Origin of the sequence: Rhodanobacter soli, from assembly GCF_039523495.1 — a bacterium.
In the GTDB taxonomy this organism is placed as follows: Bacteria; Pseudomonadota; Gammaproteobacteria; order Xanthomonadales; family Rhodanobacteraceae; genus Rhodanobacter; species Rhodanobacter soli.
The window spans coordinates 2688110-2709647 of record NZ_BAAAFK010000001.1 but is presented as its reverse complement, the minus strand read 5'-3'; the positions used below and the strand labels follow the sequence as shown (position 1 = coordinate 2709647).

Annotated in this window: 24 protein-coding genes; 22 read left to right on the top strand and 2 right to left on the bottom strand. The window is 67.6% G+C overall.

Features of this window, described 5'->3' with window-relative positions:
* From fliM to ABD024_RS12335, 18 genes are all read left to right on the top strand, one after another.
* Positions 1 to 1017, top strand: coding sequence for a flagellar motor switch protein FliM (gene fliM, locus ABD024_RS12420; RefSeq protein WP_343853109.1), 1017 nt, complete (start codon positions 1 to 3; stop codon positions 1015 to 1017).
* Positions 1014 to 1361: a flagellar motor switch protein FliN gene (gene fliN / locus ABD024_RS12415; protein WP_425543146.1), complete on the top strand. Its 348-nt coding sequence runs from the start codon at positions 1014 to 1016 to the stop codon at positions 1359 to 1361. The genes fliM and fliN overlap by 4 nt, the downstream gene beginning before the upstream one ends.
* Entirely contained in the window at positions 1361 to 1753 is a 393-nt protein-coding gene (locus ABD024_RS12410) for a FliO/MopB family protein (RefSeq protein WP_056390449.1), read from the top strand. Before fliN ends, ABD024_RS12410 begins: the two co-directional genes overlap by 1 nt.
* A complete protein-coding gene (fliP, locus tag ABD024_RS12405; protein ID WP_343853104.1) occupies positions 1750 to 2499 on the top strand; it encodes a flagellar type III secretion system pore protein FliP in 750 nt (249 codons plus the stop codon). Before ABD024_RS12410 ends, fliP begins: the two co-directional genes overlap by 4 nt.
* A 934-nt stretch (positions 2500 to 3433) precedes the next feature.
* Positions 3434 to 3703, top strand: a complete 270-nt coding sequence (fliQ, locus tag ABD024_RS12400) for a flagellar biosynthesis protein FliQ (protein ID WP_007506969.1) — start codon at positions 3434 to 3436, stop codon at positions 3701 to 3703.
* Positions 3700 to 4470 carry a flagellar biosynthetic protein FliR gene (fliR, locus tag ABD024_RS12395; RefSeq protein WP_343853103.1) on the top strand — a complete coding sequence of 257 codons (771 nt, stop codon included), beginning with the start codon at positions 3700 to 3702 and terminating at the stop codon, positions 4468 to 4470. The genes fliQ and fliR overlap by 4 nt, the downstream gene beginning before the upstream one ends.
* A 5-nt stretch (positions 4471 to 4475) precedes the next feature.
* The gene (gene flhB / locus ABD024_RS12390; RefSeq protein WP_343853102.1) at positions 4476 to 5615 is read left to right on the top strand and encodes a flagellar biosynthesis protein FlhB; all 1140 of its coding nucleotides are present in this window, start codon (positions 4476 to 4478) and stop codon (positions 5613 to 5615) included.
* 12 nt (positions 5616 to 5627) lie between these two features.
* On the top strand, positions 5628 to 7721 hold the full coding sequence (gene flhA / locus ABD024_RS12385; RefSeq protein ID WP_343853101.1) for a flagellar biosynthesis protein FlhA: 2094 nt from the start codon (positions 5628 to 5630) through the stop codon (positions 7719 to 7721).
* Positions 7722 to 7845: 124 nt separating this feature from the next.
* Entirely contained in the window at positions 7846 to 9117 is a 1272-nt protein-coding gene (gene flhF, locus ABD024_RS12380; protein ID WP_343853100.1) for a flagellar biosynthesis GTPase FlhF, read from the top strand.
* Between the two features lie 14 nt (positions 9118 to 9131).
* Positions 9132 to 10067 carry a P-loop NTPase gene (locus ABD024_RS12375; protein ID WP_343853099.1) on the top strand — a complete coding sequence of 312 codons (936 nt, stop codon included), beginning with the start codon at positions 9132 to 9134 and terminating at the stop codon, positions 10065 to 10067.
* The gene (locus tag ABD024_RS12370) at positions 10064 to 10792 is read left to right on the top strand and encodes an RNA polymerase sigma factor FliA (protein WP_343853098.1); all 729 of its coding nucleotides are present in this window, start codon (positions 10064 to 10066) and stop codon (positions 10790 to 10792) included. Before ABD024_RS12375 ends, ABD024_RS12370 begins: the two co-directional genes overlap by 4 nt.
* 62 nt (positions 10793 to 10854) lie before the next feature.
* Positions 10855 to 11262: a chemotaxis response regulator CheY gene (locus ABD024_RS12365; protein ID WP_343853047.1), complete on the top strand. Its 408-nt coding sequence runs from the start codon at positions 10855 to 10857 to the stop codon at positions 11260 to 11262.
* Positions 11259 to 11900, top strand: a complete 642-nt coding sequence (locus ABD024_RS12360; protein ID WP_343853045.1) for a protein phosphatase CheZ — start codon at positions 11259 to 11261, stop codon at positions 11898 to 11900. The genes ABD024_RS12365 and ABD024_RS12360 overlap by 4 nt, the downstream gene beginning before the upstream one ends.
* Before the next feature lie 13 nt (positions 11901 to 11913).
* Complete coding sequence (locus ABD024_RS12355) at positions 11914 to 13794, top strand: chemotaxis protein CheA (protein WP_343853043.1); 1881 nt, start codon at positions 11914 to 11916, stop codon at positions 13792 to 13794.
* 5 nt (positions 13795 to 13799) lie between these two features.
* Positions 13800 to 14540: a flagellar motor protein gene (locus ABD024_RS12350; RefSeq protein ID WP_343853041.1), complete on the top strand. Its 741-nt coding sequence runs from the start codon at positions 13800 to 13802 to the stop codon at positions 14538 to 14540.
* On the top strand, positions 14537 to 15565 hold the full coding sequence (motD, locus tag ABD024_RS12345) for a flagellar motor protein MotD (protein ID WP_343853039.1): 1029 nt from the start codon (positions 14537 to 14539) through the stop codon (positions 15563 to 15565). Before ABD024_RS12350 ends, motD begins: the two co-directional genes overlap by 4 nt.
* Before the next feature lie 37 nt (positions 15566 to 15602).
* A complete protein-coding gene (locus ABD024_RS12340) occupies positions 15603 to 16082 on the top strand; it encodes a chemotaxis protein CheW (protein ID WP_343853037.1) in 480 nt (159 codons plus the stop codon).
* Positions 16072 to 16425, top strand: coding sequence for a DUF2802 domain-containing protein (locus ABD024_RS12335; protein WP_343853035.1), 354 nt, complete (start codon positions 16072 to 16074; stop codon positions 16423 to 16425). The genes ABD024_RS12340 and ABD024_RS12335 overlap by 11 nt, the downstream gene beginning before the upstream one ends.
* 51 nt (positions 16426 to 16476) lie before the next feature.
* On the opposite strand, the gene ABD024_RS12330 is transcribed toward ABD024_RS12335, so the two are convergent.
* Together ABD024_RS12330 and fliK are read right to left on the bottom strand one after the other, a co-directional pair.
* Entirely contained in the window at positions 16477 to 16731 is a 255-nt protein-coding gene (locus tag ABD024_RS12330) for a flagellar biosynthesis protein (protein ID WP_343853033.1), read from the bottom strand.
* Complete coding sequence (gene fliK, locus ABD024_RS12325) at positions 16728 to 17870, bottom strand: flagellar hook-length control protein FliK (protein ID WP_343853031.1); 1143 nt, start codon at positions 17868 to 17870, stop codon at positions 16728 to 16730. Before fliK ends, ABD024_RS12330 begins: the two co-directional genes overlap by 4 nt.
* 196 nt (positions 17871 to 18066) lie before the next feature.
* Here fliK and ABD024_RS12320 point away from each other — a divergent pair, with 196 nt between their 5' ends.
* The 4 genes from ABD024_RS12320 (at position 18067) to ABD024_RS12305 (ending at position 21524) form a co-directional block, all read left to right on the top strand.
* Positions 18067 to 18423, top strand: a complete 357-nt coding sequence (locus ABD024_RS12320) for an STAS domain-containing protein (RefSeq protein WP_343853028.1) — start codon at positions 18067 to 18069, stop codon at positions 18421 to 18423.
* A gap of 13 nt (positions 18424 to 18436) precedes the next feature.
* Positions 18437 to 18799, top strand: coding sequence for a response regulator (locus ABD024_RS12315; RefSeq protein WP_056390495.1), 363 nt, complete (start codon positions 18437 to 18439; stop codon positions 18797 to 18799).
* A gap of 6 nt (positions 18800 to 18805) precedes the next feature.
* Positions 18806 to 20806: a chemotaxis protein CheA gene (locus ABD024_RS12310; RefSeq protein ID WP_343853024.1), complete on the top strand. Its 2001-nt coding sequence runs from the start codon at positions 18806 to 18808 to the stop codon at positions 20804 to 20806.
* Between the two features lie 211 nt (positions 20807 to 21017).
* Complete coding sequence (locus ABD024_RS12305) at positions 21018 to 21524, top strand: chemotaxis protein CheW (RefSeq protein ID WP_343853022.1); 507 nt, start codon at positions 21018 to 21020, stop codon at positions 21522 to 21524.
* Positions 21525 to 21538: the final 14 nt, after the last annotated feature.

The window sequence follows — 21538 nt, the reverse complement described above, 5'->3', positions numbered from 1 at the left end:
ATGAGCGATCTGCTTTCCCAGGATGAAATCGATGCGCTGCTGGACGGTGTAAGCGGCGGCTCGGTGGCCACCGGCAGTGACGAGCCGTTGCCGAGCGATGCGGTGATCACGTACGACTTCACCCAGCAGGACCGCATCGTGCGGGGACGCCTGCCCACGCTGGAAATGGTCAACGACCGTTTCGCGCGGTTTTTCCGCGCCGCGATCTTCAACGTGCTGCGCAAGACCTGCGAGGTCTCGGTGCTGGGCGTGAAGATGGTCAAGTTCGCCGAGTACGTGCACGGCCTGGCCGTGCCGAGCAATCTGAACCTGGTGCGCATCAAGCCGCTGCGCGGCACCGCGCTGGTGCTGTTCGAGCCGCGCCTGGTGTTCACCGTGATCGACAACTTCTTCGGCGGCGACGGCCGTTACCACGCCCGCATCGAGGGCCGTGATTTCACCGCCACCGAGAACCGGGTCATCCAGATCATGCTGGACGCACTGTTCGGCGCGATGGTCGAGGCATGGGCGCCGGTGCTTGGCCTGCAGTTCGAGTACCAGAGCTCGGAGATCAACCCCCAGTTCGCCAACATCGTCAGTCCGACCGAGACGGTGGTGGTGTCGCGCTTCCACGTCGAGCTCGACGGCGGCGGCGGCGACATCAACCTGACCTTGCCGTATGCGATGGTCGAGCCGATCCGCAACCTGCTGGACGCAGGCGTGCAGAGCGACCGGGTCGACCGCGACGACCGCTGGGCCGAGTTGCTGCAGGAAGAGGTGCTCGATGCGGAGGTGGACCTGAGCTCGCTGCTGCTCGAAGCGCAGCTGAGCCTCGGCGAGTTCCTGCACCTGCGTCCCGGCGACGTGATCCCGGTGCAGCTGCCGGAACTGGCCACCGTCTACGCCGAGGACGTGCCGGTATTTCGCGGCCGCTACGGCCAATCCAACGGCCGCAACGCCGTACGTTTCCATGTCCAGGCCGGTCGTCGCGAAAGACACGCGACCAGCGACCATTCCACAGAGAAGAATCCCGCATGAGCCAGCACAGCGATAGCGCGTTCGCCGACACCGCCTCCCGCGTCGAACTTGACGCCCTGCACGGCGCCGCCGCGGACGGCGGCGAGGTCAACCTCGACATGATCCTCGACGTGCCGGTGACCCTGGCCATGGAAGTCGGGCGTACCCGCATCAGCATCCGCAACCTGCTGCAGCTGAACCAGGGCTCGGTGGTGGAGCTGGACCGCGCCGCCGGCGAGCCGCTGGACGTGTTCGTCAACGGCACCCTGGTGGCGCATGGCGAGGTGGTGGTGATCAATGAGAAGTTCGGCATCCGCCTGACCGACGTGATCAGCCCGGCCGAACGCGTGCGAAAGCTGCGCTGATGAGCACGTTGGCGCTCATGCTCGCTGCCGTGCCGGCGGCCACACCGGAGTTCAACGCCGCCGGCGAACTCGTGCGCGTGGTGCTGAGCCTGCTGGGCATCATCGGGCTGATCCTGGCGGCCGGCTGGCTCACCCGGCGGATGCAGCGTCGCCATGGCGTGGCCGGGCGGCGCATCCGTTGCGTGGAGACGTTTGCGGTGGGCGCGCGCGAGCGGCTGCTGCTGCTCGATGCCGACGGCAAGCGTCTGCTGATCGGCATGGGGCCGGGCGGCATGCGCACGCTGCACGTCTACGACGGCGCACCGGCCGAGCCTGTTTCGATCGAGCAACCCGCCGCTCCATCGCTGCCCGCGTTCGGCGAGCTGCTGGCACGCTGGAAGCGCAGTTCATGAGGACGTGGCGCTGGATCGTTGTGGTGTCACTGCTGCTGTTGCCGCTGGCGGCGCTGGCGGCGCCGCCGCCGGGCATTCCGCTGGTCAACGTGCAGAACGTGCCCGGTGGCGGGCAGAGCTGGACGCTGTCGCTGCAGGTACTGGCGCTGATGACGGCGCTGACGCTGCTGCCGGCGATCGCGCTGATGATGACCTCGTTCACCCGCATCATCATCGTGCTCGGTTTCCTGCGCCAGGCGCTGGGCACGCAATCGACTCCGCCGAACCAGGTGCTGCTGGGGCTGGCGTTGTTCCTCACCCTGTTCGTGATGTCGCCGGTGCTCAACCGCGCCTATGCCGATGGCGTGAAGCCGTACATGGACGGCCAGCTTGCCGCCGAGTTGGCGCTGCCGGCGGCGTCGGCGCCGTTCAAGCACTTCATGCTCGACCAGACGCGCGAGGCCGACCTTGCGCTGTTCACCCGGCTGGCCGGCGAGAAGCCCTATGCGGACAAGGCCGACGTGCCGTTCAAGGTGGCGATGCCGGCGTTCCTCACCAGCGAACTGAAGACCGCGTTCCAGATGGGCTTCCTGCTGTTCATCCCGTTCCTGATCATCGACCTGGTGGTGGCCAGCGTGTTGATGTCGATGGGCATGATGATGGTCTCGCCGATGATCATCTCGCTGCCGTTCAAGATCATGCTGTTCGTGTTGGTGGATGGGTGGACGCTGCTGCTCGGCACCCTGGCCGGGAGTTTCTACACATGACCGCGCATCGACTGGCCGAAGCCTTCGTGAGAGCCCGCTCGCGGGCGATGCTCTCGCTTGTCCCCGCATTCGGGGCGGGGAGCTTTCGTCCGCGTGCAGCTGTAGGAGGACACCCTCTCCATGAAGGGCCTCCCTCGGTCGTGCGCGATGCTCTTGCTCTTTCCGCGTGCAAAGCGAAGAGCTTCAGAGCGAAGAGCTTTCGTCTGCCTTCGGCAGCCGAGTCACTTTCTCTTTGCGTGGCCAAAGAGAAAGTAACCCAAGAGAAAGGCCACCCCGCTTCCGCGCTTTCCGGGCATCGTGCCCGGAAAGTTCGCGTGCGGGCTACGGGGTTTGTCGACAGGGCATCCTGCCCTGACGCCAAACTGGCCGGCATCCATGCCGGCCATCCTGCGGGCTTTCCTTCGCCCGCCCGCCGCTGCAGAGGGGGCCCGGGTAGAGCAGCGGGCCATCGTGGCCCGCACTCTTCAGAAAAGCCAAAGCAACAGCCAGATCAACAGCGGTGCAACAGCAGCGCTGGACTTTGCTCTGTGGCTTTTGCTTCCCAGCTTCATCATCGAGTGCGGGCCACGATGGCCCGCTGCTCTACCGGGGTCCCTTGCGCGGCGGTGAGTCGGGGACGACAGGCCGCGCAGCGGGAGTCGACAGGGATGTCGACTCCTTTTCGCCAGGGCAGGATGCCCTGTCGAAAAGCCCGGCCCCGGCTCACGGACTTGCCGGGCAGGAGGCCCGGCAAGCGCCAAGCGGGGTGCTCTTTCTCTTTGGTTACTTTCTCTTTGAGCACGCAAAGAGAAAGTGACTCGGTCGCCGCAGACGATCGACCGCTCTTCGCTTTGAATGTGGCAAGAGCATCGCGCACAGAGTGCGCTCCTACAGGTGCAGGACGGCGAACGCCCTTCGCCATTCCTTCGGCGAACCGCAACGAAGGTACGTTCGCATGACCCCCGAATCCATCATGGAAATCGGCCAGCACGCGCTGTACGTGGCGATGCTGGTGGCCGCGCCGCTGCTGCTTACCGCGCTGGCGGTGGGCCTGCTGGTGGGCGTGATCCAGGCGGCCACGCAGATCAACGAGATGACGCTCAGCTTCATCCCCAAGCTGATCGCGATGGCGCTGGTGGCGTTGATCGCCGGGCCGTGGATGCTGCGCTTGCTGGTGCAGTACACCACGCAATTGATCGAGAGCCTGCCGGGCGCGGTCAGATGACGGCGCTGGACCTGGCGCAGTTGCCGCTGTGGCTGGGCAGCCTGTTCTGGGCGATCGGCAGGGTGAGCGGACTGTGCCTGGTGGCACCGGTGTTCAGTGCGACGGTGATACCGGCGCGGATCCGCGTTGGCGTGGTGGTGGTGCTGGCACTGGTGCTGGCGCCGCTGGCGCCGGCGACGATCGACCCGCTCAGCGGCGACGGCGTGGCGACGATGGCCGGGCAGGTCTTGATCGGCGCGGCGGTGGGGTTCGTGCTGAAGCTGGTGTTCGAGGCGGTCTCGTTCGGCGGCGAACTGGTGGGGCAGAGCATGAGCCTGGGTTTTGCCGAGGTGGTCAATCCGCAGGCCGGCGGCAGTTCGAACGTGCTGAGCCAGTTCTATCTGCTGCTGGTGACCTTGCTGTTCCTCGCGATGGACGGCCATTTGCGCCTCATTGCACTGCTCGCCGACAGCTTCCGCAGCCTGCCGCCAGGCGTCCCGGCGATCAACGCCAACGGCTTGCATGCGGTGGTCGGCTTCGCGGCGGAGCTGTTTTCCGGTGCCGTGCGCGTCGCCCTGCCGGCAATGACCTCGTTGCTGGTGGTGAACATCGGCTTCGCCGCGATCAGTCGTGCGGCACCATCGATGAACCTGTTTGCGGTGGGCTTTCCGATCACCGTGTCGCTGGGTTTCATCGCCTTGTGGCTGTCGCTGCGCAGCCTGCCGGGCGCGTTCGAGGCGTTGCAGGATGACGCCTGGTCGCTGATGCGCAACCTGCTGGGGAGCTGACCGCGATGTCGGACGACAGCGACCAGGAAAAAACCGAACAACCTACCGAAAAAAAGCAGCGTGAATCGCGCGAGAAGGGCGAGGTTCCGCGATCGCGCGATCTGTCCGGTGCGATGGTGGTGCTTGCTGGCGTTGCCGCGTTGATGAACAGCGGCGAGAGCGCGTTCGCGCATGCCCGGCAGATCTTCTCGCTGGGCTTGGGCTATTCGCGCGAAGCGCTGTTCACCGATGCGCTGCCGGGGCGTGCGCTGCACGCGGCGATGCATGAGGCGCTCAAGCTGTTCGCGCCAGTGGCGGTGGCGACGATGGTGGCCACCCTGGTCGCACCGCTGCTGCTGGGCGGGCTGAATTTCAGTGCGCAGGCGTTGCAGCCGAAGTTCGAGCGGCTCGACCCGATCAAGGGGCTGGGCAAGATTTTCGCGATGCGCGGTCTGGTCGAACTGGGCAAGGCGTTGCTGAAGCTGTTGTTCATCGGCGCAGTGCTGGCCTTGCTGTTGCGCCACTGGCAGGGCGAATTGCAGGCCACCGGCCGTGGCTCGGTCGTGGCCGGGATCGCGCAGTCGATCGGCTTGCTCGGCCGCGCCGCGCTGTGGTTCGGCTCCATGCTGGCGCTGATCGGCGGCATCGATGCGCTCTACCAGAAGTTCGACCACGCGAAGAACCTGCGCATGACCAAGCAGGAGATCAAGGACGAGATGAAGGAGAGCGAGGGCAACCCCGAGATGAAGGGGCGCATCCGCCAAGTGCAGCAGGCGCAGGCACGCCGACGCATGATGGAGGAATTGCCCAAGGCCGACGTGGTGGTGGTCAACCCGACCCACTTTGCGGTGGCGCTGCGCTACGACGACGGGCGCATGGGCGCGCCGCGGGTGATCGCCAAGGGCGTCGACGTGCTGGCCCAGCAGATCCGCCTGGTGGCGGGCGCCCATCGCATCCCGCTGGTCGAGGCGCCGCCGTTGGCACGCGCCTTGTATGCAACGACTGAACTGGGTCGGGAAATTCCCGCGGCGCTGTATGTGGCGGTGGCCCAGGTCCTGGCCTACGTCTACCAGCTGAAGCAAGCCACGGCGCAGGGCGAGACACCACCGGCAGCGCCAACCCCCGAGGTCGATCCCGACCTGATGGGGCCTTACCGCGATCAATGACGAGTCAAATCCATGACGGGTGCAGATGTACTAGGCAATTTCAAACACCTGGCGCGACGTGGCATTGGCGCACCGGTGATGATGCTGGTGATGCTGGCGATGCTGATGTTGCCGCTGCCACCGTTCCTGCTCGACATGTTGTTCAGCTTCAACATCGCGCTGTCGCTGGTGATCCTGCTGGCGGTGGTCTACGTGATGCGCCCGCTGGAGTTCGCCGCGTTCCCCACCGTGGTGCTGATGGCGACCCTGCTGCGGCTGGCGCTGAACATCGCCTCCACCCGCGTGGTGCTGCTGCACGGGCATGACGGCCCCGGCGCCGCCGGCAAGGTGATCGAGGCGTTCGGCGAATTTGTCATCGGCGGCAATTTCGCGGTCGGCCTGGTGGTGTTCGCGATCATCACCATCATCAACTTCGTGGTGATCACCAAGGGTGCCACCCGCGTATCCGAAGTGACCGCGCGGTTCACCCTCGATGCCATGCCCGGCAAGCAGATGGCAATCGATGCCGACTTGAATGCCGGCCTGTTGACCCAGGAGCAGGCGCGCGAACGGCGCCAGGAAGTGCGCGAGGAAGCGGACTTCTACGGCTCGATGGACGGCGCCTCGAAATTCGTGCGCGGCGACGCCACCGCCGGCATCCTGATCCTGATCATCAACATCGTCGGCGGCTTCTTCGTCGGCGTGATGCAGCATGGCCTGTCGGCCGGCGAGGCGGCCAGGACCTATACCTTGCTGACCATCGGCGACGGCCTGGTGGCACAGGTGCCGGCGCTGATGCTGTCGGTGGCCGCGGCGATCATCGTCACCCGCGTGTCGAAGTCGCAGGACATGGGCAAGCAGGTGATCGGCCAGGTGTTCGGCCAGCCGCGCGCGCTCGGCGTGGCGGCGGTGGTGCTGATCGTGATGGGCGTGATCCCGGGCATGCCGAACGTGGCGTTCCTGCTGCTCGGCGCCAGCTGCGGCGGCGCGGCGTGGATGCTGCTCAAGCGCGAGCGCGATACCCGCGCCAAGCTGGCCGAGTCGATCGCCGAGAAGCCGGCCGCCGCCGCTCCGGCCGAACGGGTGGAGCTGGGTTGGGAGGACGTCGCCAGCGTCGATCCGCTGGGCCTGGAAGTGGGTTACCGGTTGATCCCGCTGGTCGACGTGCATCAGGGCGGCGAGCTGATGGGACGGATCAAGTCGGTGCGCCGCAAGCTGTCGCAAGAGCTCGGCTTTCTGGTGCCGGCGGTGCATATCCGCGACAACCTCGACTTGGGCCCGAACACCTACCGGGTCACCCTGATGGGCGTGCCGATGGGCGAGGCCGAGGTGCACAACGAGCGCCTGATGGCGATCAACCCGGGCCAGGTGCACGGCACCCTGCAGGGCATCGCCACGCAGGACCCGGCGTTCGGGCTGGAGGCGGTGTGGATCGAGAGCGGCCAGCGCGAGCTGGCGCAGAGCTACGGTTATACCGTGGTCGATCCGGCCACGGTGATCGCCACGCACCTGTCGCACATCCTGCAGGGCCATGCGCACGAGCTGCTCAGTCATCAGGACGTGCAGCAGCTGCTGGACCGGCTTGCCGCCACCGCGCCGAAGCTGGTCGAGGATCTGGTGCCCAAGCGGCTGCCACTGGGCGTGGTGGTCAAGGTGTTGCAGAACCTGCTGGCCGAGCGGGTGCCGATCCGCAACATGCGCAGCATCGTCGAATCCTTGGCGGAGCACGCGGGGCAGAGTCAGGATCCCGGCGTTCTGACCGCCGCCGTGCGCGTCGCGCTGGGTCGGCAGATCGTGCAGGAGATCACCGGGCTGGGCACCGAAGTGCCGGTGATCACGCTGGCGCCGGAGCTCGAACAGATCCTGCTCGGCTCGCTGTCCGGCGGCGGTGGCGTGGCCGGTGCGGCGGTGGAGCCGGGCTTGGCCGACCGTCTGCAGCAGAGCGTGGCCGACGCCGCGCGGCGCCAGGAATTGAGCGGCGAACCGGCGGTGCTGCTGGTCGCGCCGCTGCTGCGGCCATGGCTCGCACGCTTCACTCGCCACGTGGCACAAAACCTGCACGTACTCGCTTACAACGAAGTGCCCGACAACCGTCGGGTGCGACTGGTACAGGCGCTGGGACGATGAGAACCGGGATGACGGGATTCGGAAAGGGCGATTCGGAAAAGCCGGCGGCGCGGCGAGCTTGCGGCGCTTGCGCTCTTGACGAATCCACCCTCCCGAATCTCGAATCCCGCTCGCGGAGCAAGCAATGAAGATCAAACGTTTCGTGGCGCCAGACATGCGCCAGGCGATGCGCGAAGTACGCGAAGATCAAGGGCCGGAAGCGGTGATCCTGTCCACGCGTCGACTGGATGAAGGTATCGAACTGGTTGCCGCGATCGACTACGACGAGTCGCTGATACGTGAGGCGGCCCGGCACGGCGCACTGCTCGCGGTGGCGTCTGCCGACGCGGAAACGACGGCATCGAAACTGCATGTCGCCTCGACCGCGCCTGCCGCACCCATGTCGCGCGCGCCCGCCACCGTGGTGGTGCCGCCACCTTTGTCCCCGGCGAACGACATGCCGGCGATGCGCCCGCTGATGGAGCAGGCCGCCCAGGACACCGCGCAGATGCGCAGCGAGCTGGGCAGCCTGCGCGAGATGCTGGAGATGCAGCTGTCCAGCCTGGCCTGGAACGACATGGAACGGCGCCAGCCACTGCGCGCGCGGATTCTGCGCGAGATGACGCGGCTGGGGATCGAACCCGACGTGGCGCGGGCGCTGGTGGCCGAACTGCCCGACCAGATCAATGCCGAGCAGGCCCGCTACCTGCCGTTGGGCATGCTCAGCCGCAGCCTGACGGTGAGCGGTCGCGACCTGTGCGGCGACGACAGCGGGGTCATCGCGCTGGTGGGGCCGACCGGAGTGGGCAAGACCACCACCATCGCCAAGCTGGCGGCCCGCGCGGTGATGCGCCACGGTGCCGACCAGGTGGCGCTGGTCAGCACCGATCACTACCGCATCGGTGCCGCCGCGCAGCTGGAACATTACGGCCGGCTGCTCGGTGCCCGGGTCTATCCGGCCTACGACGCGGCAAGCCTGCGCAAGGTGCTGGAGATGCTGCGCGGCAGCCATACCGTGCTGATCGATACCGCCGGTGTCGCGGGCAGCGATCCGCGGCTCACCCAGCAACTGGAAATTCTTGCCGATGCCAACGGCCTGCGCGCCTGCCTGGTATTGGCGGCGAACGCGCAGTCGCAGGCACTGGATGAAGCGGTGCGCGCCTACCTGCCGCTGAAGCCGCATGCCTGCATCCTGACCAAGCTGGATGAAGCTCCCGCGCTGGGCGGCGCACTGTCGGTGCTGATCCGCCACCGGCTGCCGCTGGACTACACCACCGACGGCCAGCGCGTGCCCGAAGACATCGCCACGGCGGATGCGCGCGTGCTGGTATGCCGCGCCGCGCAGTCGCTGAAAACACAGATGCCTGACGACGGCCTGATGGCCGAGCGCTTCGGCTTCGCGGTGGCCAGCGCATGAGTGGAGTATTGGCAATGGACCAGGCTTCCGGACTGAAGCAGATGTTGTCGGCCATGAGCAGCCGGCCCGCGGCGGACGTGCCGTCCGCCCACCAGGCCAGCAGCCTGCTGACCGCCGCACCTGCCGTCCGCCGGCATTGCCGCACCATCGCCGTGGCCGGCGGCAAGGGTGGCGTCGGCAAGAGCACGGTGGCGGTGAACCTGGGCATGGCGCTGTCGGTGGCCGGACATGACGTGGTGCTGCTGGATGCCGACATGGGTCTGGCCAATGTCGACGTGATGCTGGGCCTCACGCCGTCGCGCCACGTCGGTCATCTGCTCGACGGCGAGTGCACGCTGGAAGAATTGATGCTGCCCGCGCCGCGCGGCTTGCGGGTGGTGCCGGCCGGTTCCGGCGCGCGCCGGCTGGCGCAACTGGACAACGGCGAGCACGCGGCGATCATCCGCGCGTTCGACGAGCTGGTGCAGCCGCCCGAATACCTGCTGGTGGATACCGCCGCCGGGCTCTCGGACAACGTGACGATGTTCGCCGCGGCCGCCGCCGAAGTGATCGTGGTGGTGTGCGACGAACCGGCGTCGCTGACCGATGCCTACGGGTTGATCAAGGTGCTCAGCCGCGATTTCGGCGTGCGACGCATCCGCATGGTCGCCAACATGGTGCGCAACGAGGGCGACGCGCGAGCGCTGCATCAGAAACTGGCGCGGGTCAGCGACCGCTTCCTCGAGGTGGTGATCGAATTCGGCGGCTGGGTGCCGCATGACGAGCGCCTGCGCCAGGCCATCCGCCGGCAGTGCGCGGTCGTCGACCTGTGGCCGTCCAGCCATTCCGCGCTGGCATTCAAGCAATTGGCCGGTGCGGTCGATAAGTGGGTGGAACCCGACCGCGCGGGTCTCGACCGGATTGCTTTTTTTGGTGGCCGGGCAACACCGGTGGGTGGGGTGCCGAGATGAGCGTGGCTTCGGAATATCTGCAACTTTCCCGCGAGAGTGCCGACGAACTGGTGCGTCGGCACGCGCCGCTGGTCAGGCGGATCGCCTATCACCTGATGGGGCGATTGCCGGCCAGCGTCGACGTGGGCGACCTGATCCAGGCAGGAATGATCGGTTTGCTGGAGGCGGCACGTCACTTTGCCCTCGATCGCGGGGCCAGCTTCGAGACGTATGCGGGCATCCGCATCCGTGGCGCCATGCTGGACGAGTTGCGCCGCACCGACTGGACCCCGCGTTCGGTGCATCGCAAGACCCGCGAAGTGGCCGAGGTGATCCGCCAGATCGAGACCGAGACCGGTGCCGAGGCCGACGACGCCGAAGTCATGCGGCGGCTGGGCATCAGCGCGGAGGAGTACCACCAGGTACTCGCCGACGCGGCCTGCGTGCGCCTGCTCAGCCTTACCGCGTCGGATGACGGTGAGGAAAGCACGGTGCTCGACGTGGTCGACGAAAGCAGCCTGGGGCCATCGGAGAACATCGAGCGCGACGGCATGCGCGAGGCGCTGGCCGAGGCAATCGGCGGCTTGCCCGAGCGCGAGCAGATGGTGATGTCGCTGTACTACGAGCAGGAGTTGAACCTCAAGGAAATCGGCGCCGTGCTCGGCGTGAGCGAATCGCGCGTCTGCCAGATCCACGGACAGGCGGTCATCCGGCTTCGCGCCCGACTTACCGGCTGGCGCAGTTGATCCAGTAACCCATTGAATCCCCGCGGCCGGACCTCGGCCTGTACCGCACGTGGAGAAAGCGTTTGGACAAGAACATGAAAATCCTGGTGGTGGACGATTTTTCCACCATGCGCCGGATCGTCCGCAACCTGCTGGTCGAGCTGGGTTTCAGCAACCCGCTGATCCAGGAAGCCGATGACGGCGAGAACGCGCTGGTACTGCTGCGCAGCCAGCCGTTCGACCTGGTGGTGACCGACTGGAACATGCCCAACATGACCGGCATCGACCTGCTGCGCGCGATCCGCGCGGAGGAGTCGCTGAAAGGCATGCCGGTGCTGATGGTCACGGCCGAGAACAATCGCGACCAGATCATCGCCGCCGCGCAGGCCGGCGTGAACGGCTACATCGTCAAGCCGTTCACCGCGGTCACGCTCAAGGAAAAGCTCACCAAGATCTTCGAACGGATCGCCGCCAGCGGAGTCAGCGCATGAACCTCACTTCTCCTCTCGCGATCGACGATACGCTGCCTGCCGAACTGCGCGACCTGCTGAACAGTCCCGACGGCCCGGCGTTCGAGCAGGCGCTGGACGTGATGGTGCGCCAGCGCGAGCAGCGCCTGTTTCGCGCGCTCGGCCAGCTGGCCCGCGACCTGCACGATGCGGTGCGCCGGCTCGGCGGCGAACTGACCCAGGACGGTGTGCCCGGCATCGTGGCCGACGCGCGCCAGCACCTGCAGGACGCGCTGGAGATGAGCGCGCAGGCCGCGCATCGCAGTCTCGACTTTGCCGAGCGCATGCGGCCCCAGGCCGAATCGCTGACGCGCAATGCCGGCCAGGTGCTCGAGTGGACGAACGGCAACGATGCCGCCGCCGTGCTGGCGCGCGAGGCCGTGGCCTTCGCCGACAGCTGCCGCGATGGCCTCGCCGACATGGTGCTGGCGCAGTCGTGGCAGGACCTGACCGGACAGCGCATCAAGAAGGTCGCCAGCTTCATCGGCACGGTCGAATCGTCGCTGCTGGAGCTGGTGCGCCTGACCGGCGCGCTGGCCGGCAGCGAGGCGCCGGCCAGTGCGGTCAAGGTGTCCAGCCAGGAAGATGCCGACCGCCTGCTCAGCGAATTCGGGTTTTGACGGAAGGCCCGGCATGAATGCGGAATTCGACAGCGAGCTGCGCCAGGATTTCCTGGTCGAGGCGGGTGAACTGCTGCAGCGTCTGGGCGAGCAGCTGGTCGGGCTGGAAGCGGCGCCGGGCGACAGCGAACTGCTGAATGCCGTGTTCCGCGCTTTCCATACCGTCAAGGGCGGCGCCGGATTCCTGGCACTCGAACCGATGGTCTTGCTGTGCCACCACGCCGAGGACCTGCTCAACGAAGCCCGCAACGGCAAGGTAGTGCTCGGCGCCGTTCACATGGATGCGCTGCTCGAGGCGCTCGACCTGCTCAACGACATGATGGCGGCGGTGAGCGCCGAGGCGCCGCTGGGCATGCCGCCGCCGGCGCTGCTGGAATCGCTGTTGCCGGGAGTCCGGCCGGCGCCGGTGGTCACCTCGATCGCCACCCCGGCTCCGTCAGCGCTGCCTGTGACGGACGGCGGCGCGATCGACGACAGCGAATTCGAGGCTCTGCTGGACAGCATGTACGGCACCGCCGCTCCCGGTACCGTCACACCGGCAGCGCCGCCGGTTGTGCCGGTCGCTGCCGCGACGATCGACGACGACGAGTTCGAGGCGTTGCTGGACACCTTGCACGGCAAGACCGGCCAGCCGGCCGCGGCTGCGCCAGCGGCTGTCGCCGAAACGGCTGCGCCAACACCCGCCGCGGCGCCCGCGGCGACGCATCATGCGGCGCCGGCAGAGAACACCGTGCGGGTCGATACCGCGCGCCTGGATGTGCTGGTCAACCACGCCGGCGAGTTGGTGCTGGTGCGCAACCGGCTGCTCAGCCTGGCCGCGCGCAACGGCAGCGAGGCCCTGGTCGCCGCGGCCAACGAGCTGGACCGGGTCACCGACGAATTGCAGAGCGCCGTCATGGGCATGCGCATGCAGCCGGTAGGTCGGCTGTTCCAGCGCTTCCCGCGGATCGTACGCGACCTGGCACGCCAGCTCGGCAAGGAGGTGGAATTGGTGCTGGAAGGCGAAGGCACCGACCTCGATCGCAGCCTGGTCGAGGCGCTGGCCGATCCGCTGATCCACCTGCTGCGCAATGCGCTCGATCACGGCGTGGAGATGCCCCACGAACGCGAACTTGCCGGCAAGCCGCGCAAGGGCCGAGTGTGCCTGTCGGCCAGCCAGCGTGGCGAACGCATCGTGATCGCTGTGCACGACGACGGGCGCGGCATGGATCCGGACATCCTGCGCCGCAAGGCGGTGGAGAAGGGCGTGATCGACGCCGTGCAGGCCTCGCGGCTGAGCGAAGGCGAGTGCTACGAGTTGATCTTTCGTCCCGGCTTCAGCACCGCCGCGGCGGTCTCCGACATCTCCGGCCGCGGCGTCGGCATGGACGTGGTGAAGACGCGCGTGGCCGAACTCGGCGGCACCTTGCAGGTGCACTCGCGCCTGGGCCATGGCAGCGAGCTGGAGCTGACCGTGCCGCTGACCCTGGCGGTGCTGCGCGTGTTGATGGTGCGTGTGGACACGCGCCTGCTCGCGCTGCCGATGGGCAACGTGGAGGAGGTCTTCGAACTCGACGACGATCAGGATTGCCTGCTGGACGGCCGCCTGGTCGCCCGGCACCGCGGCCGCGCCCTGCCGCTGGTCAACCTGGTCGGCTGGGCCGGAGCGGTGGCGACCGCCGGCCGGCACGTGGTGGTGCTGCATATCGGCCACCAGCGGATGGGCTGCCTGGTGCACGAGGTGCTCGGTCGCGAGGACGTCATCGTCAAGCCGCTCGGTCCCCTGTTCGACGGCGTGCCGGGTATTGCCGGGGCCACCGTCACCGGCGATGGCCGGCTGGCACTGGTGATGGACCTGGCCGGCCTGGCCAGCGGTGACCGGCAACTTTCCACTTCACTGCAACTGACCGGCTGACCGCCATGGATCTGGTAAGCATCATCGGCACCATTCTGGCCTTCGTGGTCATCATCGTCGGCACCATTCTGAAGGGCTCCACCGTTGGCGCATTGTGGAATGCCGCGGCGTTCGTGATCGTCTTTGCCGGCACGGCCGCCGCCTTGCTGGTGCAGACCCAGGGCAAGGTGCTCAAGCATGCGTTCAAGATGCTCTCGATGGTCTACCGGCCGCCGCAGCACCAGCCGGGCGATCTGATCAGCCGGATCGTCGGCTGGAGCGAGATCTCGCGCCGGCAGGGCCTGCTCGGGCTGGAGCCGCAGATCGAGGCGGAGATCGATCCGTTCGTCAGCAAGGGGCTGCAACTGCTGGTCGACGGCGGCGAGCCGGAGGCGATCCGCAGTGTGCTGGAGGTGGATCTGGAGACCCGCGAATCCATCGATCTGGCTGGCGCCAAGGTGTACGAAATGGCCGGCATCTACTCGCCCACGCTGGGCATCATCGGCGCCGTGATGGGCCTGATGGCGGTGATGCAGAACCTGGCCGATCCGAGCAAGCTCGGCCACGGCATCGCCGCGGCCTTCGTGGCCACCATCTACGGCGTGGCGCTGGCCAACCTGTTCATGCTGCCGATGGCGGCACGCCTGAAGGGCCTGATCAGCAAGCAGACGCAGATGCGCGAGATCCTGATCGAGGGACTGGTGTCGATCGCCCAGGGCGACAACCCGCGGCAGATCGAGGCGCGCCTGCAAGGTTACGTGGCATGAGAAGGCACAAGCACGAGGAACACACCAATCACGAGGCCTGGGCGATTCCCTACGCCGACCTGATGACCTTGCTGCTCGCATTTTTCGTGGTGATGTATGCGGTGTCGGTGGTCAACGAAGGCAAGTTCCGGGTGATGTCCGAGTCGCTGATCGAGGCGTTCAACGGTTCCAGCCACGCGATCGCGCCGCTGCCGCCGACCAAAATCCGGCCGCACAACATCGCGCCGGCGATCGCCGCGCCGGCTGGCCAGTCGGGTTCGTCGCTCGTGCCGATCGCGGTGCCGATTCCGCCGCATCCGGTGCCGGCGAGCGGCGGCACCGGACGCGAAGCGGGCCGCCAGTCGAAGCAGCAGGAAAACCTGGGACGCATCGAGGACCAGGTGCGCAAGGCGCTGCAGCCGCTGATCGACCGCAAACTGGTGGTGGTGCGGCACAATCCGGACTGGCTGGAGATCGAGATCCGCACCGACATCCTGTTCCCCAGCGGCGTGGCGCAGCTGTCGGATCCGGCCAACGCGGTGCTGCGCGACCTGGCGGCGATCCTGGCCCGGTTCACCAATCCGGTGCGGGTGGAGGGCTTTACCGACAATCTGCCGATCAGCAATGCGCTGTACCCGTCGAACTGGGAGCTGTCGGCGGCGCGGGCGGCCAGCGTGGCGCGCCTGTTTTCCAACAGCGGGATCGCCCCCGCGCGGCTCGGTATCATCGGCTGGGGCGAGATGCGCCCGATCGCCGACAACGCCACCGTGGAAGGCCGCAACCAGAATCGGCGCGTGCTGGTGGTGGTGATGAGTGATCGCCCGGCCGCGCAGCGCGACCACGCCACCCCCGAGAATGTCGGTGGGATAACCGGGTTGGCGGCTTCGCCGGCGCCGGCCGTCGAGATGATGCCCACCGTGCGCGTCACCAGCGGTGGCAACGGCACGCCGGGCCACGCGACAGACGACATTGAAGGCCCTGCGCTGCCGGATGTCGCCGCCGGCCACGTTGGTGGAACAGCTCACCGGACCAACTCGAGCAAGTGAAACCGATGACCGCATCCTTTGACCACGGAGTAGAAGCATGAGTGCCGCCGCCCCTGCGTCCGAAGCACGCGCTCAGCACTGGCTGTCGTTCCTTATCGGGACACAGCTGTATGCGGCACCGCTGGACGATGTCAGCGAGGTCATCCGCGATGGCGACCTGACGCCGGTGCCGGGCGCCGCCCCCGACCTGCTGGGCGTGCGGCATCTGCGCGGGCGCATCGTGCCGGTCATGGACGGCCGCCGCCGGCTGGGCCTGCCGGCGCTGCCGGCGGCGAATCCGGTAACGGTGCGCGTGGTGATGCTGGCGCACGCGGGCCAGCGGGTCGGCCTGCTGGTGGACGCGGTTGGCGAGCTGCTGTGCAGCGACGGCATCGACATCGCGCCGCCGCCGCCGGGACGTGCCCACCGCAATGACGACCCGGTCAGCGGTGTGCTGCCCTGGCAAGGTGGTTTCGTGGCCTTGCTCGATATCCGCCGGCTGTGCCGGGCGGGCGATGGGAACGGCCATGTGGCTTGAGGTCGGTGTGGGCATCCTGCTGCTGCTGGCGCTGGCGCAGTCGGCGCTGCTGTTCCACGGCTGGCGCCAGCTGCGCGAATTGCAACGGCAGGTCGCGGCACTGTCGCACGACGCGACCCATGCTTGCACCGATGTGCCGACCTCGATGCTGGTGACGGCGCTGGGGCAGCTGCAGCGCCAGTTGGGCCGGATCGAGCAGCAACCGCCGCCGACGCGGCAGTCCTACGAACTGGCCCAGCAGCTGGCGCGCGAGGGCGCCGACGTGGAACAGCTGGTCAGCCGCTGCGGCTTGTCGCGCGACGAGGCGAGGCTGGTGCTGCAGATGCATCCGGCCAGTCTCTAGATGCGATATATCCGGGCGTGTCGTGTGGCAGCCAACTGACACTGGAAGCCGTCACTCTTCCGCCGCGTCGTAGACGGCCGCCAACACCGAGGCGGCGGCCGCGTAAAGCAGCACCGGCACGTCGTCGCGCAGTCGCAGCGATGCCAGCAAGGCGGCGATCTGGGGATCGTGATGCAGCGGCAGGCCCATTGCCTGTGCGCGTGCCAGCAGGACTTCCAGCGACTCGGGCGGCATCGCCCTGGTCTCTGCATGGTTGCCGCTGGCCAGTCGCAGGCTGATCCGGCGTGGGGCTGGCGGCGTGTTCATGCGGTGGCCTGCAGCAGTACGGAACTGTGCCGGCCCAGTGGTTGCGGCAAGCCGACCTGGCAGCTCAGCTGATCGAGCAGGACGCCGCAGGCAGCCAGCCGCTGGCGCAGCGGGCCGAACTGGCGTTCCATCCGCTGCGCGGTCTCTGCCTGTTCGGCCCACAGGCGCACCGCCAAGCGCGGCTCGCGCAGTTGCAGTTCGCCCTGCACCGGGCCCAGTGCGGGCAGGTCCAGCGCGAAGCCAAGCGTCCAGCCGTGGGTGCCGTCGGCGAGGTCGGCGGCGAACTCCAGCTGGATCTGCAATACATCGCGTCCGTCCTCGCCTTGCAGCGGAATCTCGATCATCCAGGCCGGCAACGGGCTGGCGCTGGCCTCCAACTGGGCCACTTCCACCCGCGCCAATGCCGCTTTCACGTCGCCATGCAGGCGATCCAGCAACGGGTCCACGACATCGTCGGCGGGCGCCAGCGGCAGCGGTAAGCGCGGCTGTGCCTGCACGCCACGTTGCAACAGCGGCGGCGCGGCATCGCTGCGGTTCGGTGCCGGCGGCGCCGGCGCACGTCGGTCGAGCAGTCCGGCCAGGCGCAGCAGGGCGCCCTTCCAGTCATCCTCGGCCAGTGCCGCCAGGTTGCCGTGCGGGTTGGCCAATTTGGACTCGAAGAACATGCCGCTGCGGCTGATGGCCTCGCGCAGACCTTCACCGCGGGTGATTTCGGCGGGAGTGCGCAGCGATTGTTCGAGCAGGGCCAGCGCCGTGCGCAGATCCGGCGGCAACTGGCGCAATACCGGCCGCTGGGCCAGTGCGCCCAGCGTGGCCAGCAAGGGCGCATAGCCATTCTGCTGGGGCAGGCGTTCGCGCAGGACGCGCTGGAATGCGGCATCGGCAGGATGCGACAGCACTTCCAGTTGCGGTTGCGCGCCCAGGTTCAATACACGGACCTGGAACTGCGCCGGCAGGTGGCTGCCAGACACGTCCGCTTCCACGGTGAGCGCGCCGACCTGCAGGATCAACAGGCCTTGCGGGTTCACGCCCAGGGGGCGCGCCGACAGCACGGTGCCGATGCGCCAGCTTTGCGCGGTGGTGCCGGAAGCGGCACCGGCCCAGGTAAGGGCGGCCAGGCTGGTCGGTTGGATGATCAAGGCGGTTCCTGCACGCGGGCCGTAGGTGCGAATGGGTTCGTCCAGAAGGACATCGGCCGTGCGCGGGCGAACTTGAGCCGCGGCCGGCCGGACGCGCGGCGCCGGCGCCGGCAGATTGCATCACGACGCCCTAAAGCGATCGCGTCGGCAGCCGATAAGTCCTCGTCAGCGCAGACGGCGCGAAGGGAGTGGCGGCATGGCCGGCAAACGGGCGGCGAGGCAGAACGAGGGTGGACAGCAGCCGGCGGCGCCCGCAGCGGCGGATGACGCGGCCGTGGTGGTGCTCCCGCCGGATTGCCGCATCGCCGCCCAGACCGCGTTGAAGGCAGAGCTGCTGGGCGTGCTGGAAAAAGGCGCCATCGTGGTGCTGGACGGCAGCCAGGTGGAGCGCGCCGACACCGCGGCCCTGCAGTTGCTGGTGTTGTTCCGGCGCGAACTGCAGGCACGCGGCGGCACGCTGGACTGGCGTGGCGCGAGTGAGGCTCTCAACGAAGCGGCCGGCCTGCTCGGCCTGGCACAGATACTGGAACTGCCGGCCGCAGGGCTGGCCTGAACGAGGTGGCAGCATGGCAAAGATTCTTGCAGTAGACGATTCGGTTTCGATGCGCGGCATGGTGGCGTTCACCCTGCGCGGCGCCGGGCACGAGGTGGCCGAGGCCGAAAACGGGCAGCTGGCGCTGGATATCGCGCGCGGCAGCTCGTTCGACCTGGTGCTGGCCGACGTCAACATGCCGGTGATGGACGGCATCGCGATGGTGCGCGAGCTGCGCGCGATGGATGCCTACAAGGGCGTGCCGATCCTGATGCTGACCACCGAATCGCACACCGAGAAGAAGATGGAAGGCAAGGCGGCCGGCGCCACCGGCTGGCTGGTCAAGCCGTTCGATCCGGAGCAACTGCTGGCAACCGTCAAGCGCGTGCTGGGCTAAACACTGATGAGTGCGGTCGACCTGACTCAATTCCACAAGACCTTTTTCGAGGAAAGCCTGGAAGGGCTCGATGCGATGGAGGCGGCGTTGCTGGCGCTGGACTCGGGCTCGACCGACCACGAGCTGGTGCACACGATTTTCCGCGCGGCGCATTCGATCAAGGGCGGCGCGGCGACCTTCGGCTTTGCCGACGTCGCCGCGTTCACCCACGTGGCCGAATCGCTGCTGGAGGAAGTGCGCAGTGAGCGTCGCGCGGTGGATGCGGAGCTGATCGACCTGATGCTGCGTTCGGTCGACTGCCTGCGCGCCATGCTGGCGCGATCCAGCAGCGGCCAGCCGGTGGCCGATGCCGACAGCGAGGCACTGCGCAGCGAACTGATGCGTCTGGCCAGCGGCGAGGTGGCGGTGGCGACCGTGGTTGCGCCGAAGGCCGCCCCGGTGAACGGCTGGGATATCCGTTTCATCGCGCTGCCGCATCTGCTGCAGACCGGCAACGATCCGTTGCGGCTGTTCCGCGAACTGCAGCAGCTGGGTCGGCTGGAGGTGCGGCGTGCCTTCGTTGCCGACCGCGCGCCGGCACGGCTGGCCGACCTCGACCCCAGCCAGTGCCATCTGGGCTGGGAGCTGCGCCTGCACGGTGCGGTAGCGCGCGGCGACGTCGACGCCGTGTTCGACTGGCTCGACGGCGACTGCGAGTTGGCCATCGAGGCGATGGCCGAAGCAACCCCGGCGGCTGCCGTGGAGCCGGCACCGGCCGGCGTGCCTGCGGCAACGCCGGCGCCCGCCGCCGGCCCGCGCCCGGTACGCGAAACCGCCGCGGCCTCCAGCGAGGGCAGCTCGATTCGCGTGGGCATCGACAAGGTCGACGCGCTGATCAACATGATGGGCGAACTGGTGATCACCCAGTCGATGCTCAGCGACATCGGCGAGAATTTCCAGCTGTCGCAGCTGGAACGCCTGCGCGAAGGACTGCTGCAGCTCGAGCGCACCACGCGCGAACTGCAGGAAAGCGTGATGCGCATCCGCATGCTGCCGATCGGCTCGGTGTTCAACCGGTTCCCGCGATTGGTCCGCGACCTGGAGCGCAAGCTCGGCAAGCAGGTCAAGCTGGAGTTGCACGGCGAACATACCGAGCTGGACAAGACGGTGCTGGAAAAAATCGGCGATCCGCTGGTACACCTGGTGCGCAACGCGATCGATCACGGCCTGGAGATGCCGGCCCAGCGCAAGGCGGCCGGCAAGGCGGAAACCGGCGTCCTCAAGCTCAATGCGTACCACGAGGGCGGCAATATCGTGGTGCAGATCAGCGACGACGGTGCGGGACTCAACCGTGCCGCCATCGTGGCCAAGGCGCAGCAGCGCGGGCTGGTCGGCGCCGACCAGGAACTCAGCGACGCCGAAGTGGCGGAGCTGATCTTCCAGCCGGGTTTCTCCACTGCCGCGCAGGCCACCGACCTTTCCGGCCGCGGCGTCGGCATGGACGTCGTGCGGCGCAACGTGCGCGATCTCGGCGGCAGCGTCGGCGTGCGCAGCGAGAGCGGCAAGGGCAGCGTGTTCACCATTGCCTTGCCGCTGACGCTGGCGATCATCGACGGGCTGGTGACAGCCGTGGGTCACGAGCGCTACATCGTGCCGTTGATTTCGATCGTCGAGTCGCTGCGGTTGCGTCCGGAGGCGGTGCGCAGGATCGCCGGCGGCGGCGAAGTGTTCCACTTCCGTGACGAATACCTGCCGATCATGCGGTTGCACCGCGCCTTCGACTGCGCCGATGCGATCACCGATGTCGAGCGCGGCATCGTGGTGGTGATCGAGGACGACAACCGGCGCGTAGGCCTGCTGGTCGACGAACTGTTGGGCCAGCAGCAGGCGGTCGTCAAGTCGCTGGAAGCGCACTACCGGCGCGTGCAGGGCGTCTCCGGCGCCACGATCCTCAGCGACGGCTCGGTGGCCCTGATCGTCGACGTGGGCGGCGTGGTACGGCTGGGACGGCGCAGCAAGGCCGCCTGAAAAAGAACCCGTCATCCCCTTGATGCCACGACGGCTGCAGCGGACGTGTTGCGGCGCCCGGCCGTCGTGCCACCGACGCTCGTTCCGGGGCAATTGCGGCGCGCCATCCGCTGGCCGGGCGGCCCCGCGGCCGCTCAAGTTTCCGCCGGGAGCGCCGACAAAGTCATGGAAGCAGGACCTCTGCAGGCGTCCGTCACTAGGTAGCAGGCACATGTACGAAAACAACCAGGATGCGGTACCGACCTTGCAGCAACTCACCTTCAGCCTGGCTGACGAGGAGTACGGAATCGACATCCTTGCCGTGCGTGAAATCCGTGGCTGGTCCCGGGTCACGCGCATTCCGCAGGCGCCGGCGTACCTGCTGGGCGTGTTGAACCTGCGCGGCGCGATCGTGCCGATCATGGATCTGCGCCTGCGCTTCGGACTGGAGCGGGAGAACTACGGCGACAACACCGTGGTGATCGTCGTGGCCATCGCCGAGCGTCTGTTCGGCATCGTGGTGGACGCGGTATCCGACGTGGTCGACATCGACCCGGCGGCGATCAAGCCGGTGCCCGACATGGGCGCGGTGGTGGACACCCGCTATCTGAAAGGGCTTGCCACCCACGTCGAGCGCATGGTGATGCTGCTGGACGTGGAAAAGCTGATGCGTCCAGAGGACGTGGAAACACTGGATGCGGCGTTGCCGGCCGTCCAGGAAGTTGAAGTCGCCGTCTGACCCGGGAAATCGAG

Coding starts and splice junctions, on each gene's coding strand:
- fliQ (WP_007506969.1), top strand. CDS start 3,434: ATGACCCCCGAATCCATCATGGAAATCGGCCAGCACGCGCTGTACGTG.
- ABD024_RS12350 (WP_343853041.1), top strand. CDS start 13,800: ATGGATCTGGTAAGCATCATCGGCACCATTCTGGCCTTCGTGGTCATC.
- fliR (WP_343853103.1), top strand. CDS start 3,700: ATGACGGCGCTGGACCTGGCGCAGTTGCCGCTGTGGCTGGGCAGCCTG.
- fliN (WP_425543146.1), top strand. CDS start 1,014: ATGAGCCAGCACAGCGATAGCGCGTTCGCCGACACCGCCTCCCGCGTC.
- fliP (WP_343853104.1), top strand. CDS start 1,750: ATGAGGACGTGGCGCTGGATCGTTGTGGTGTCACTGCTGCTGTTGCCG.
- ABD024_RS12320 (WP_343853028.1), top strand. CDS start 18,067: ATGGCCGGCAAACGGGCGGCGAGGCAGAACGAGGGTGGACAGCAGCCG.
- fliM (WP_343853109.1), top strand. CDS start 1: ATGAGCGATCTGCTTTCCCAGGATGAAATCGATGCGCTGCTGGACGGT.
- flhF (WP_343853100.1), top strand. CDS start 7,846: ATGAAGATCAAACGTTTCGTGGCGCCAGACATGCGCCAGGCGATGCGC.
- flhA (WP_343853101.1), top strand. CDS start 5,628: ATGACGGGTGCAGATGTACTAGGCAATTTCAAACACCTGGCGCGACGT.
- ABD024_RS12330 (WP_343853033.1), bottom strand. CDS start 16,731: ATGAACACGCCGCCAGCCCCACGCCGGATCAGCCTGCGACTGGCCAGC.
- ABD024_RS12355 (WP_343853043.1), top strand. CDS start 11,914: ATGAATGCGGAATTCGACAGCGAGCTGCGCCAGGATTTCCTGGTCGAG.
- flhB (WP_343853102.1), top strand. CDS start 4,476: ATGTCGGACGACAGCGACCAGGAAAAAACCGAACAACCTACCGAAAAA.
- ABD024_RS12410 (WP_056390449.1), top strand. CDS start 1,361: ATGAGCACGTTGGCGCTCATGCTCGCTGCCGTGCCGGCGGCCACACCG.
- ABD024_RS12375 (WP_343853099.1), top strand. CDS start 9,132: ATGGACCAGGCTTCCGGACTGAAGCAGATGTTGTCGGCCATGAGCAGC.
- ABD024_RS12335 (WP_343853035.1), top strand. CDS start 16,072: ATGTGGCTTGAGGTCGGTGTGGGCATCCTGCTGCTGCTGGCGCTGGCG.
- ABD024_RS12340 (WP_343853037.1), top strand. CDS start 15,603: ATGAGTGCCGCCGCCCCTGCGTCCGAAGCACGCGCTCAGCACTGGCTG.
- motD (WP_343853039.1), top strand. CDS start 14,537: ATGAGAAGGCACAAGCACGAGGAACACACCAATCACGAGGCCTGGGCG.
- ABD024_RS12370 (WP_343853098.1), top strand. CDS start 10,064: ATGAGCGTGGCTTCGGAATATCTGCAACTTTCCCGCGAGAGTGCCGAC.
- ABD024_RS12315 (WP_056390495.1), top strand. CDS start 18,437: ATGGCAAAGATTCTTGCAGTAGACGATTCGGTTTCGATGCGCGGCATG.
- ABD024_RS12305 (WP_343853022.1), top strand. CDS start 21,018: ATGTACGAAAACAACCAGGATGCGGTACCGACCTTGCAGCAACTCACC.
- ABD024_RS12310 (WP_343853024.1), top strand. CDS start 18,806: ATGAGTGCGGTCGACCTGACTCAATTCCACAAGACCTTTTTCGAGGAA.
- ABD024_RS12360 (WP_343853045.1), top strand. CDS start 11,259: ATGAACCTCACTTCTCCTCTCGCGATCGACGATACGCTGCCTGCCGAA.